Origin of the sequence: Metabacillus bambusae (assembly GCF_017497975.1) — a bacterium.
GTDB lineage: Bacteria > Bacillota > Bacilli > Bacillales > Bacillaceae > Metabacillus > Metabacillus bambusae.
The window spans coordinates 120,607-133,634 of the sequence record NZ_JAGDEL010000004.1; the positions used below are offsets into that span (position 1 = coordinate 120,607).

General features: G+C 37.1%; 13 protein-coding genes and 1 pseudogene. 4 read left to right on the top strand and 10 right to left on the bottom strand.

Translation table 11 applies throughout. From position 1 onward, the window contains the following. Positions 1-25 precede the first annotated feature (25 nt). The 4 genes from I7822_RS07335 to I7822_RS07345 form a co-directional block, all read right to left on the bottom strand. Positions 26-775, bottom strand: a complete 750-nt coding sequence (locus tag I7822_RS07335; RefSeq protein WP_207976518.1) for a cytochrome P460 family protein — start codon at positions 773-775, stop codon at positions 26-28. 411 nt (positions 776-1,186) lie between these two features. Further along, the gene (locus tag I7822_RS07340) at positions 1,187-1,897 is read right to left on the bottom strand and encodes an alpha/beta hydrolase (RefSeq protein WP_243459339.1); all 711 of its coding nucleotides are present in this window, start codon (positions 1,895-1,897) and stop codon (positions 1,187-1,189) included. Then, positions 1,791-2,093, bottom strand: a complete 303-nt coding sequence (locus I7822_RS29840) for an alpha/beta hydrolase (protein WP_243459340.1) — start codon at positions 2,091-2,093, stop codon at positions 1,791-1,793. Before I7822_RS29840 ends, I7822_RS07340 begins: the two co-directional genes overlap by 107 nt. A 239-nt stretch (positions 2,094-2,332) precedes the next feature. Further along, on the bottom strand, positions 2,333-3,373 hold the full coding sequence (locus I7822_RS07345) for an NAD(P)-dependent alcohol dehydrogenase (protein WP_207976519.1): 1,041 nt from the start codon (positions 3,371-3,373) through the stop codon (positions 2,333-2,335). A 385-nt stretch (positions 3,374-3,758) separates the two neighbouring features. Between I7822_RS07345 and I7822_RS07350 the strand changes: the two genes are divergently transcribed. Then, positions 3,759-4,169 (top strand): MerR family transcriptional regulator, encoded by a 411-nt coding sequence (locus I7822_RS07350; RefSeq protein WP_207976950.1) that lies wholly within the window; start codon positions 3,759-3,761, stop codon positions 4,167-4,169. Between the two features lie 299 nt (positions 4,170-4,468). Continuing rightward, a pseudogene (locus I7822_RS07355) lies at positions 4,469-5,634 on the top strand (MFS transporter). A gap of 234 nt (positions 5,635-5,868) precedes the next feature. Here the strand turns inward: I7822_RS07355 and I7822_RS07360 are convergent. Next, positions 5,869-6,771: an AraC family transcriptional regulator gene (locus I7822_RS07360; RefSeq protein ID WP_207976521.1), complete on the bottom strand. Its 903-nt coding sequence runs from the start codon at positions 6,769-6,771 to the stop codon at positions 5,869-5,871. A 191-nt stretch (positions 6,772-6,962) separates the two neighbouring features. Here I7822_RS07360 and I7822_RS07365 point away from each other — a divergent pair, with 191 nt between their 5' ends. Together I7822_RS07365 and I7822_RS07370 are read left to right on the top strand one after the other, a co-directional pair. Beyond that, on the top strand, positions 6,963-7,943 hold the full coding sequence (locus I7822_RS07365; RefSeq protein WP_207976523.1) for an aldo/keto reductase: 981 nt from the start codon (positions 6,963-6,965) through the stop codon (positions 7,941-7,943). Positions 7,944-8,039: 96 nt separating this feature from the next. Beyond that, positions 8,040-9,221: an MFS transporter gene (locus I7822_RS07370; RefSeq protein ID WP_207976525.1), complete on the top strand. Its 1,182-nt coding sequence runs from the start codon at positions 8,040-8,042 to the stop codon at positions 9,219-9,221. A 581-nt stretch (positions 9,222-9,802) separates the two neighbouring features. On the opposite strand, the gene I7822_RS07375 is transcribed toward I7822_RS07370, so the two are convergent. The 5 genes from I7822_RS07375 to sda all read right to left on the bottom strand — a co-directional run bounded on the left by I7822_RS07375 (position 9,803) and on the right by sda (position 13,025). Further along, on the bottom strand, positions 9,803-10,354 hold the full coding sequence (locus tag I7822_RS07375) for an NADPH-dependent FMN reductase (RefSeq protein WP_207976527.1): 552 nt from the start codon (positions 10,352-10,354) through the stop codon (positions 9,803-9,805). A 31-nt stretch (positions 10,355-10,385) separates the two neighbouring features. Beyond that, positions 10,386-10,832, bottom strand: a complete 447-nt coding sequence (locus I7822_RS07380; protein ID WP_207976529.1) for a MarR family winged helix-turn-helix transcriptional regulator — start codon at positions 10,830-10,832, stop codon at positions 10,386-10,388. A gap of 23 nt (positions 10,833-10,855) precedes the next feature. Next, the gene (locus I7822_RS07385) at positions 10,856-11,617 is read right to left on the bottom strand and encodes a pirin family protein (protein ID WP_207976531.1); all 762 of its coding nucleotides are present in this window, start codon (positions 11,615-11,617) and stop codon (positions 10,856-10,858) included. A 27-nt stretch (positions 11,618-11,644) separates the two neighbouring features. Beyond that, entirely contained in the window at positions 11,645-11,998 is a 354-nt protein-coding gene (locus tag I7822_RS07390) for a DoxX family protein (protein WP_207976533.1), read from the bottom strand. Positions 11,999-12,860: 862 nt separating this feature from the next. Then, entirely contained in the window at positions 12,861-13,025 is a 165-nt protein-coding gene (gene sda, locus I7822_RS07395) for a sporulation histidine kinase inhibitor Sda (protein WP_207976534.1), read from the bottom strand. Positions 13,026-13,028: the final 3 nt, after the last annotated feature.

Consider the following 13,028-nt stretch of genomic DNA (forward strand, 5'->3'; position numbering starts at 1 on the left):
CTATCGTTTAATGGCAACACATTCATTAGCTTTTATATTGCTGTAAATACATCGTCAAAAGAACCTCCTGGACTATTCCCGCTTTTTCCTCATTACCTATTAATCTACTTGCTTCTTTATTGACATCCTTAGAATCTTTCATATGAGCAGATATCTCACTTACCTTCCAGTTTTCTGTATGAATAGAAGCAAATGGGGTTTCTGTACTACTGTTTATTCCTGAAATTTCTCCCAAATCAAATTCTTTTATCTGATCCATCGAATTCATATAATCATCCCTTTCCTGATTTGCATGGCAGGTAAAGCAGCGACCAATATTATCTCCCCTCACTTCTCTGTCAGGAGTAAATGCCTGGAATTCACATTCCCCATTACGTTCTTCCGGCGAGTATTGTGAACCCCATCCTGTACGCTTTTCCATCACTAAATATTGATCAAGCTCTCCATCCTTATATCCTACGAGAGTAATAACGGTGCCGCTCGGAAGCTCTTCTCCGTTCTGCACTGCTTCAATCGCTTCCTTACTATTTACATAGATGTCTTCATGAATATCTCCTCGATCGTAAGTGGCAAACACAATTCCCTCTTCAAGGTCTTCAGGAAATTCAACAAGATGAGCCCCAGAACCAATCTCAGCGTATTCCTGTTTCTGCTGGGACTCAGATACCTCTTGATCCTGTTGGGAATTGATCATTGTATCATTGTTCTTATTGGTGCAAGCAGTAAGAGTAAGGACTAGAAGCAATGCAAGAATCTGAATTAATCTTTTTTTCATATTGTTTTTCACCTCCAATTTTTTCATTTTTTTGTCTTGTTTTTTATTTGAGCTTCTATTTTGCTTATCTACTTATGTTGATCCTTTCAGTTTTTATATGTTTCATATCTTGAGGATTTTGATGGCCATATCTATAGACGTATTAAAAACTCCTAAAATAGAATTGGTGTATGTCGGAAAATCAATTCCGTTATTGATTATCGTTGATTTTTCAATGAAAAGGTGGATAAAAATAGATAGATCCCGTCTCATTACTTTAAGAGACGGGATTTTTTATTAGTAGTTTTACGCTTGTTTAACACTATTGAGAAACTCGATATTAATTGCCGCTGGCCTTCTTATGCAGACTCCATGTGAGCAATTATTACTTCAAATTCTCGGTAAAGAATGCTTCCAACTTGTCGAATGGAATCAAATCCGTCTTGTCGTACAAATCAACGTGTCCTGCATTTGGAACGATGTACAGCTCTTTTGCGCCAACTCGTAAGCATCTTCACTAAAGTATCGTGAGTGAGCGTGCTCACCAATAATGAACATAATCGGCCGCGGTGAAATCGATTTAATGTGCGTAAGCAGAGGGAAGTTCATAAATGACATGCTGCTTGTCACAGTAAATTGAGTAATTGAGTTTGGGTGATACCCACGAGGTGTAGAATAGAACTCGCCAAACTCGCGACCGATAGGATCTGTATTATCGTCAAACCCAATAGGTGCACCTCGCTGGGTAAGAACAGGTGCGTTGCCTTCAAAATCCGCGTAGCGTTGCTCGGTAATTGCATCGAGTATGCTGTTGCGATCTTCTTCAGTAAACGAGTCCTTCCAGCCATTGGCTGATACACGGGATATATCGTACATGCTAACTGTGGCGACGGCCTTGATGCGTCTATCAACTTGTGCTGCACTGATCGCAAAACCACCGCTACCACACATACCGATTACACCCATTTGATTCCTATCTACAAATGGACGCGTACCTAGATAATCAACGGCTACACTGAAATCTTCTACGAATAGATCAGGCGATGAAAGGTGCCTTGGGCCTTGGCTCTCCGCCACTGTATCCGTTGTACGATGGGTCAAATGCAAGAGCCACAAAACCACGCTCTGCCATGTTTTGAGCATAGATACCCGACCCCTGCTCTTTAACACCACCATAGGGAGCACCAATAATAACGGCTGCGTGTTTCTTTGACCCATCAAAGTCTTTTGGCAAGTAAAGATCTGCTGAAATTTTGATTCCAAACCTGTTATTATATGAAACTGATTTCCTAGTTACCTTATCACTTAACTCAAATATATAGTTGTCTGTCTTTGACATTTCTTTTAACCCTCTCTTCTTATTATTTTTTTATAGTATGACCAGGTTGTTGTTTTTTTCATGATAGGTAAACTGTCGCAATACCCTTCAAAACACCCATAATATTGATATCTAACATTTGTCACCAATCATATAGTGTCTTTTTGCAAGTGGAGCAGTCGGCATGACACCAACGTTATTGCCCATAGGCTTTTTGGATATCCTCGAAATTACCATTAGAAACTTTTCTTTTACACAAATTACATTGTGCTAATATCAATCACAAATCGATATTTCACATCTGAAGCTAATACTCGTTGGTATGCTTCGTCAATTTGATCGGCCGAAATCACTTCAATCTTAGGAACAATGTCATGTTTTGCACAGAAATCCAACATTTCCTGAGTCTCACGGATTCCGCCAATCATTGAACCTGCAAATGAACGACGGTGACCGATGAGAGAGAACACATTCACTGCCAATGGCTCTGCAGGCGCACCAACATTTACTAGCGTACCATCTAGCGTTAACAGTGAGAGATAAGCACTAATGTCGATACTTGCACTTACAGTATTAATGATCAGGTCAAAAGAACCAGCAAGTTTATTAAATGTCTCAGGGTCGCTTGTCGCATAGTAGTTGTCTGCACCGAATTGCAAACCATCTTCTTTTTTCTTCAATGATTGAGACAGAACGGTAACTTCTGCACCCATGGCGTGTGCAATCTTGACAGCCATATGTCCAAGACCGCCCATACCAACAACAGCTACTTTTTTACCTGGTCCAGCCTCCCAATGATTAAGTGGAGAATATGTTGTTATACCTGCGCAAAGTAATGGTGCTGCGGCATCAAGCTCAATGCTATCAGGAATTCTTACTACGAAGTCCTCAGTTACGACGATATGAGTAGAATAACCACCTTGAGTTGGCTCACCGTATTTGTCAACACCAGCATAGGTAGGGACATTTCCTTTGAGACAGTATTGTTCTTCTCCTTTACGACAGTTCTCACATTCGCCACAGGAATCAACCATACATCCGACCCCTACCCGGTCACCAACCTTGTACTTTGTGACCTCTGCTCCTATATCCGTGACAATTCCCGCAATCTCGTGTCCAGGTACGAGTGGATAGTTCACGGGACCCCATTCTCCGTGAGCAGTATGGATGTCAGAATGGCATATGCCTGCATATTTAATTTCAATTAGAACATCATTCGAATCAAGATCACGTCGTTTTATTTCAGCAGCTCGAAAAGGTTTGTCTGGACCGTCGACTGCTCGTGCTTTAGCAGTTATCATTAAAAAGCCTCCCATAAATTATATTTTTCAAGAGAATGAGCTTGTACCGGGTAAGAATGAAGAACTCAGGTAAAAATTTCCCTTCATTCATTTCTATCCCTGCTTCTTTCTCTCGCAAAACAATGTTAATCCTTATAGTTAACTCTAGGTCAAGTGATAAGTTTATATTTCTTTTGTAGATCTTTGCCTATATAGGTTTCATATCATCTATCAATTTAGCCCTAGCTAACTACATTTTTTTAAAAGAAAGTATATCTCCGTTAAACAGAGTCAATTTCTACTTTCCCTATTAGGTGACTTTGACATTCAGCACATGCCGTGATAAAATCCCCTCAGATCATAGAGTTAACTCGAGGTTTATACCATTAAGAATAGGGGATAAATGATGAAGACATATTCTATCAGTGAAGTTGCAAAGGAATTGAATCTTACAGTATATACCTTGCGTTACTACGACAAGGAGGGACTTATGCCTTTTGTAGAACGGACATCCAACGGAACACGATTGTTTAAGGAATCCGATATCGGTGCTTTAAAAGTAATTGAATGTCTGAAATCCACAGGAATGCCTATTAAGGAAATTAAAAATTTCATTGATTGGTGTTCTGATGGGGATTCCACGTTACAACAAAGAAATGACATGTTTATGGAACGAAAAGCAATTGTAGAAGCCCAGATGGAAGAACTAAAAAAAACAATGGAACTTATCGAACATAAATGCTTATATTACAAGACTGCTTTGGATGCCGGAACGGAAGATATTCATAAGATAGATAAAATAAAGATTAATAATTAACAGAAAGCCACCTGTATTTCATAAATGTGTATATGAATTACAGGTGGTTTTCTGTTTGTATCATTTACTACCGCTTACTTATTTAAAACAAAAAAAGCCAGAAGTCTCGTCCCTTGAGGAACAAGACTTCTGGTTGAATTCATTTTCTAAAATTATCCCTTGCACTAGAGTTGACTATAACTTTTATACTTACTTATGTAAATAATGCTAATTATAAATACAGGAGGCAATAAACATGTCAGATAATAACGTGAAACTTACTGCCTATTTAGACATAATTGAAGATAGGAGTTGTTTTTTTGGCTAAACGAAATAATTTATTGATTTTCATATTGACCATAGGAGTTTTCGGCATCTTAAATACCGAAATGGGGGTTATTGGGATATTACCTTCCCTTGCTGACCACTATAATGTTAGTGTATCTCAAGCAGGATTGCTTGTGAGTCTTTTTGCCCTAGGTGTTGCCATATCTGGTCCAATTATGCCGTTATTGTTTTCGGGAATAGATCGGAAGAAGGTTATGTTACTTGTACTAGGTGTTTTTGTTTTAGGGAACACCGTCTCCATATTTACATCTAACTTTACCATTCTATTAATTGCTCGTGTAATTCCAGCCTTTTTTCATCCAATTTATTGTTCATTGGCTTTTACAGTAGCTGCTACCTCGGTTAGCAAGGAAGAAGCCCCAAAAGCTGTTTCTAAAGTATTTATAGGAGTATCTGCGGGTATGGTAGTCGGTGTACCAATCGTAAGTTTTATTGCTGGTGAAACCTCTTTACAAATGGCGATGGCATTCTTTGCTATTGTTAATGCAATTGTATTCATTGTTACATTACTATTTGTACCATCGATGCCTGTTAAGGAAAGACTTTCTTACGGAGCTCAATTAAGCGTATTAAAAAATTCAATGACATGGCTATCCATTGTGGCTGTCATTTTATTAAACTCAGCTGTATTTGGAGTTTATAGTTATCTAGCAGAATATCTAAAAACTGTAACGAATATGTCTTCAAATTCTATTAGTTTCTTGTTATTCATCTACGGTGGGGCAAATATTATTGGGAACATTGTGGCAGGAAAGCTACTCACTCATAGTGCCATTAAAACTGTAATATCTTTTCCTATAGTCTTAGGGGCTGTTTACATTATTTTATTCTTTACAAGACAATTTAACCCATGGCAATCATAACTTTAATTTGGGGAATATTGGCTGGTATAGGGGCAAATATTAATCAATATTGGATTTTGTCTTCGGCTCCCGAAGCTCCTGACTTCGCTAATGGTTTATTTCTAACATCTGCTAACTTAGGAGTAACATTTGGTGCAGCTATTGGCGGGTTATTTATTTCAGAAATGGGTACGCAATACGTCGTAATGGTGGGAATCCTATCATTGATACTAAGTTTGGTAACTATTTTACTAAGAACCTATATGTATAGTCCTACAAAACAACTATCTATATAAGAAATAAATTCAACATCTTTAAGAAGAGATGAGTTTAGTAAGAAAGTTAAACGATGATAATCCATACTTATTTAGTCTAACAATTCCCATATGAATTTGAAGAAAAGTCGTTTTCCTAATTAGTGGGGAAAACGGCTTCTTTTTTAACTTGATCTTAAATAAAACCGTCCCTTTAATTAAATAAGATAATCAATAGAAAAGGCATTAATCCTATCTGGATAACGCCTATTCATTTTAAGCATAGTTTTCTCTCATTCTTCTTATATCTACTCGAGGTGAAGAGCCAAACATTCGGGAATATTCTCGACTAAATTGCGATTGACTTTCATACCCCACCTTGAATGCAACATCAGCTACATTTGTTGGATCTACCATTAACAAGCGCCTTGCTTCTTGCAACCTCAGTTGTTTTTGAAACTGAATAGGACTCATAGTTGTAACCTCTTTAAAATGTCGATGTAGAGATGAAACACTCATATTTGCTATTTCAGTAAGCTCTTCAATTCGAAATGGCTCTTCATAATTTTTTATGATATGGTCTATAACTTCTCTTATTCTAGACGCATTGCTACCCTCTAATGCTATTTGTTCTAGTGCTTCTCCATGTGGACCTTGTAGGATCCAATAGATAATTTCTTTTTTTATTAATGGAGCAAGGACAGGAATGTGCTTTGGATTGTCTAATAAACAAGCTAATCTTAGTACTGCATCCAACAAAAACGGTTCTACTTCGCTAACAAACATAGCCCGTTTCGAGTTCTTTCCCTGTTTAAATTGAATATCTGTTTCATTTATTACTTCTAAAACATAGGTCGATGTAAATTCAAGTTTAAGAGCTAAATAGGGGGATTCCTTTGAAGCTTTGATCACTTGTCCTGTTACTGGCAAATCAACGGATGCCACAGTATAACGACCAGGACCGTACAAAAATCGTTCCTCTCCCAATAATACTTCCTTCTCTCCTTGGAGTATAATGCAAAAAGACGGCTTGTTAACTCTAGAAATAGGTTCTTTAATAATGGATTCACGGATGAGAAATAAAGAAGGTACCGATGTAGGATGGACACCATCCTGTTTGATAAAGCGTTCTATAAGATTAGCAAGTTCAAGTTGCTGTTTATAGGTTTTCTCAGACATTATCTATTCTCCTTTTTCTTTATCTTCAGTCATTATATATTATATTCGTTGATTGGGTAAAAAGCGGTTGATAGGATTAGGCAAAAACTTGATAGAAATGTGATAAGGGTTTCTTTACTATTTGTGACATAATTATTTGTAAAGTAGCCACTAAAAACGTGACAAATAAACAAAAGAGAGGGAACAATCAAATGGAGTATGTGAAACTTGGTAATACAGGCTTAGATGTATCTCGATTTTGTCTTGGATGTATGGGATTTGGAGACTCAACTAAATGGCTTCACCAATGGGTACTTAACGAACAGGACTCTCGCCCCGTAATTAAAAAAGCGCTTGAATTAGGGATTAATTTTTTCGATACAGCAAATGTATACTCACTTGGCACCAGTGAGGAATATCTTGGACGCGCTCTGAAAGATTTTGCGAATCGTGATGAAGTTGTTATTGCAACTAAAGTTCACGGACAAATGCATAAAGGGCCAAATGGTTCTGGTCTTTCTCGAAAGGCAATCATGAGTGAAATTGATAATAGCCTTAAACGATTGGAAACAGATTATGTAGACCTTTATATCATCCATCGTTGGGACCACAATACTCCTATTGAAGAAACAATGGAAGCAATGCATGACGTAGTGAAGTCAGGAAAAGCAAGATACATTGGAGCTTCTGCGATGTACGCTTGGCAGTTCCAAAAGGCATTACATGTTGCAGAAAAAAATGGTTGGACGAAGTTCGTGTCTATGCAGAATCACTTAAACCTAATCTACCGTGAAGAGGAAAGAGAAATGTTACCTCTTTGTAAGGAAGAGAAAATTGGTGTAACTCCATATAGCCCTCTTGCATCAGGTAGATTAACACGTGACTGGTCTGTAACAACTCATCGTTCTGAGACGGATCAAATTCAAAAATCTAAATATGATACGACTGCTGATGCCGATCGATTAGTAGTTGAACGAGTAGCATCTATTGCAGAAAAACACTTTGTCCCTCGCACACACATTGCACTTGCTTGGTTATTACAAAAAGAGACAGTAACAGCTCCAATTATCGGGGCAACGAAAATATCACATCTTGAGGATGCTGTTGGCGCATTATCAATAAAACTTTCACCTGAAGAGATTGCATTCCTAGAAGAGCCATATGTACCGCATCGAATTGTAGGTCATAATTAATTTTTTGAATACTTATAGTGAAACACAATTTTTATAAAAGAGGATTGGGTCTTTACTATAAAAGTTAGTTAGTGATTACCTTAGGAGGAAAGCGATTTGGAACGCCTATGGACGAAGTCATTTATCCTTATGGTTATAGGGATGTTTTTCTTATTCACTGCATTTTATATGCTATATCCAACACTACCACTGTTTATTAAAGAGAAAGGTGGAAGTGAATCTCAGATAGGTCTAGCAATGGGAGCATTTATGCTGTCTTCTGTTATTTTTCGACCATTTGTTGGAGGACTCCTAGACCGTTTTGGTAGACGTCCCTTTATCATCTGGGGACTCATATTTTTTGCTGTTGCCATGTACATGTACAATTGGATTGGCGGAATTGTGGTTTTAATGGTACTAAGAATCCTGCACGGGATGACCTGGGCCGTTTCCACGACCGCCATCATCACCGCAGTTACAGATTTGATTCCGTCAACCCGTCGCGGAGAGGGAATGGGATGGTCTGGGATGGCTATGACGTTAGCTATGGCAATCGGTCCCATGTTCGGACTATGGGTTACTGAAAATTTATCGTACCATTCTCTATTTCTAATTGCAGTTATCCTATCTGCCTTAGCACTAATCTTAACGTTCGGTTCAAAAACGACTTTTACGCCTCAAACTGATGTAAGGAAAATTGAACTGTTCGAAAAATCGGTTTTTCCTGTTACGGTATCCGTCTTTTTGCTGTTTGTTGCTTATGGTGGTATTACTAGCTTTATACCACTGTTTGCCGACTCAATTAAGGTGAATTCAGGGACATTCTTTTTGGTTTATGCAGCCACCCTTGTCCTAATCCGCCCCCTTGCTGGGATGCTTTCCGACAGATATGGTGAGGCGTTTGTGATAATACCAGCCATGGTGATTACCATTTCTTCTTTAATTGTTTTGAGCTTCTCAATCAATTTATTCGGAGTGATCATTTCAGCCGTTATGTATGGTATTGGTTTCGGTTCCGCACAACCTGCTCTTCAAGCAGCAACCATCCGTCTAGTTAGCCCAGAACGTACAGGTGTAGCCAATGCTTCTTTTTCTACTGGTGCCGACCTTGGCATCGGACTAGGTGCGATCATGTTAGGTTGGGTTTCCCAATACTCGAGTTATCAAGTATTGTTCACGGTTAGTGCCGTATCAGTTATGCTTTCCTTATTAATGTTCACTTTTTTTGTGAAACGTACGTTGAAAAAAAATGAGCTTGACCCTAGAAACTCTAGCTCTCTTTCATCTAAGACAGGTTAACGCAGCCAATAAAATGTCGATCGTATTCAATTATTCGATATTTATATGTATTCTTGACGAAGCATCATATAATTAAGAAAAAAGCCGATGCTCCTATGATAGGAACATCGGCTTTTCTTCTGGTATTACTATAAAAACAATTATCAGTTGATTCCGTTTTATCATGCTCTTTTTTACATTTTGCAATAAATAGTTAAAGTATGAAACTCATATAGCTTCTTTTCTACCTTCACTTTCCTTATTCCAAATTCTCTCCAACTCTTCAAGAGTTTTCCCTTTCGTTTCAGGAACCATTTTCCATACGAACAGGTTTGCAAAACCTTGCACGGCGTGTGACACACTCCCTTGCAACAATGCTGCGGATCACGTCGAAACGGCCATTGGGCATAGCATCTTTAATTCACGTTGTTAACGTATTCCTATTAAAAAAACCACGTTCTTAAAGAGATAGAGCTTCTAGTTGTTCAAGGCTATGCTTTATTCTATAATATATAATTTCTTAGTTAAACCCTCCTATATGAAGTTAGTAAAAAGGACAATCCCTTATGTATCAAGAAATTGGCCTTCAATATGATATTTGATTATTTTCTTAAGGTTTTTAATGCACCACTCCAAGCAACAACTTGGTCAAGCATTGCATTTACATTATTAAGGTGTAATTCAGCAGGTTTAAATGTAGTATAGTTTTCAAAGTCTGTAAATAAGGACAATGTTGGGTGTACACGGACATCTGCAATCATCAATTCACCTAAGATTCCCCGTAAATGTTCTGCTGCACGAGCACCCCCAGTTGAACCATAACTTACGATACCTGCTGCTTTGTTATTCCAGGCTTCACGAGCTAAATCCAGTGCATTTTTTAAGGCTCCTGTTATACTGTGATTATATTCCTGAACGATAAATACGAATCCATCCAAGCTGTTGAGTTTTTCGTTCCAAGCTGCAATTCCTGGTTCAGACCCATCAGTTGTTCCTAAAAAAGGCAATTGATAATCAGCAATATCTACGATTTCATAGTTTGCATCTTCACGTTTGTCAGCAATTCCTTTTACCCATTCTCCCACTTGCGGGCTAACCCTACCTTGTCTTGTGCTACCTAAAATAATACCTACATTCAATTTTTCATTTGTCATTGTTTTTTCCTCCTATTTAGCTTTTTAAAATTTATTTTTCCAAATTTTGTGCACCCATTCCAATTCTCTTTAATAAATCAATTAGCTGTTCTTTTTCATCATTTGAGATAAATGATAAATTTTGAGAAATGGTTGCAACGTGTTTTGGGAAAATCTCATCAAATAATGTTCTTCCTTCTTCTGTCAGGACGACATTAGAGGCTCTTCTATCATTAGGGTTTGGTTGTCTTTCTACAAGCCCTTTCTTTTCTAACTTATCAACAACATATGTGATACTTCCACTAGGAATAGAGAGTATCTCACTAATTTTTTGGACAGGATGAGGACCTTTACTGTAAAGCAATTCAAGAGTTATAAAATTTTCATTATTAATATTATGACTTTGAATATCCTTCTGAATATTTTCAACAACAGCTTTGGAAGCCTTCATCCAAACACGAAACAATCTCAAATCCAGATCACTTTGATCTTGCATCACCGAACCTCCTTTTAAAAATATGGTTATCTTGGTTTTCTGTATAAAGGATAATCAACTTCAGTTGGAATCTCTATTAGCAGCATCCGAAGTTCTTCACCTTTAGACTGAATGGTAAAGCTTTCAACTTTCTCTGACTGAATAATAATGAAATCCTTATTATCAAATGAAACCTCCAATTCATCCATCACACCACCATTACCTCGAATAGCTAATCCAGCTAGTGTCCGATTAGGTGAAAGAGCATACTTATAGGTTACACCATTTCCAATTTCAACTTCGTACATTTTGGCATCTGTCACGAGATTGATTGGTGAATGTTCACCTAATATCGTTTTAACCATTACACTGTTTTCTGAATTGATTGGGAAATCTTCATGCACGTATTTTGAGTAAGTGGGTGCTCGCTTTATGGCTTTGCTTAAGTGCGGCTCGAACCAAATTTGAAACCCTTCCGACGGCTCAAGAAGAGATTCAGCATGTTGCACACCTGAGCCGGTTTGCATCACCTGAACACCACCAGCACCTACTTCGCTAATCGTACCAAGCGTATCTTGGTGACGACCTCTACCCTTAATGTTGTAGCTTACTATCTCAAAACCCTGATGAGGATGAAAGCCAATACCACCTTCGCCTTCAGATTTTGCCCATGCCCAGTAAAACAATGGACCAAGACGATTAATAAAGGAACCTTCACCAGAAAAGCCAATGGGTTTTTGTTCTATTATTTTACCGCCATCAAACTGGCCAAACGCCTGATCCTCTGGTTTAATAATTTTAACTTCCATTTTAATCCCTCCTTTATGTTAATAGGCTTAAAGTAATGATCCAAAATTTATAATTAATACAATTAATCCAAGAATTAATAAAACAATCGGCATGATCATTTTGTTTACAGGATCCTTAACTTTGATGTGTGTGAAAATTCCCCCAAGCATTGTTCCAACTATAAATAAACCACCCCACGCAGCTAATTTATCATTCCAAATACCTGAGATAACGAATACTGCTGTAATAACTTCCACCAGACCTGTAAATATCCTAAAACCTACTGGATACCCATAACGCACAAATTCATCCACCATTTGCTTAGAACCGAACTTCATAAATCCAAACATTAGGAATCCTACTCCTAATAAAACTTGAAGAATAATTGATAAAACACCCATTAAAAACCTCTCCTTTTACCCTAATTATATTTATCTCGAAATAACTTATCCTATGTTTAGGGTAAATATATCCTAACATTAGGATACATTTTATGTCAATAAAAAAACAACCCAATTTATAGTTTTTGAGTTGTTGGTGTATTTTTCAACTATTCGATTGTTTTTATTAGACTAATTGCAGTCAATCAATTGCAGTACGATCTTGCTTTTTACCGAATTGATGAGATCAATAAAAAGACGCTCCTAGCGAGCCTATGATCTAATGGAAAGGCTTTGAAACGATCTATATATATCTTTTTCAATCTATAAACTACTTGAAAAGATATCTATTCCTAAAATTGAATTTGAATCCAGATGGATTAGAGACATATATAAATCAATAGATAACAATGAGCAGAAGTATAAACAGAAAAAGTTGGTGGATAGTACAAGAAAATATAACCATATTTTCCAATTATCCCAAAGTCCCCCATGAAGTTTACCCCCGACCCCTTGAGGCCACTGAAAAATTGTTGGTTTTCGAAAAAGTGCTTTTATATGGGGACAAATATGTCTCCCCATATAACAAACGTGGCTTAGAATCGAATCTAAGGTTTCGTTTTTCTTTTACAAATTTTTGTATTAAAAAAGTTGGACTTTTTCAGTGGCCTCGTCAAAATTGGGTGGGGAATTAATATGGTTAAATGTAATAAAACTGAGTTAAAAAAGTATTGGTAAATCAACGTTTTTGGCTTGTTTTAGTTAAATAAGTTAATAAAAATCAATAAAATAAATTAAGTCTGTGCAATTTTTGTGCAATTGGAAGTATGTGGTCTTTTTATGCACAATTATAATGCTTCATTTAATATCCCTTAAAGTTTAACTATGATTTTAATGTTACTGAATAAGATATTAAGCCTTTATCAAAATAATACCTTCTTTTTACTTCTTCTTTTAACAAATAAACAAAATATTTATCAATATCATTTAGGGTTATCGCTTTTGAGTAGGCATACATTAAATCTTTGTCACTTAGTTTTTGAATCATTTT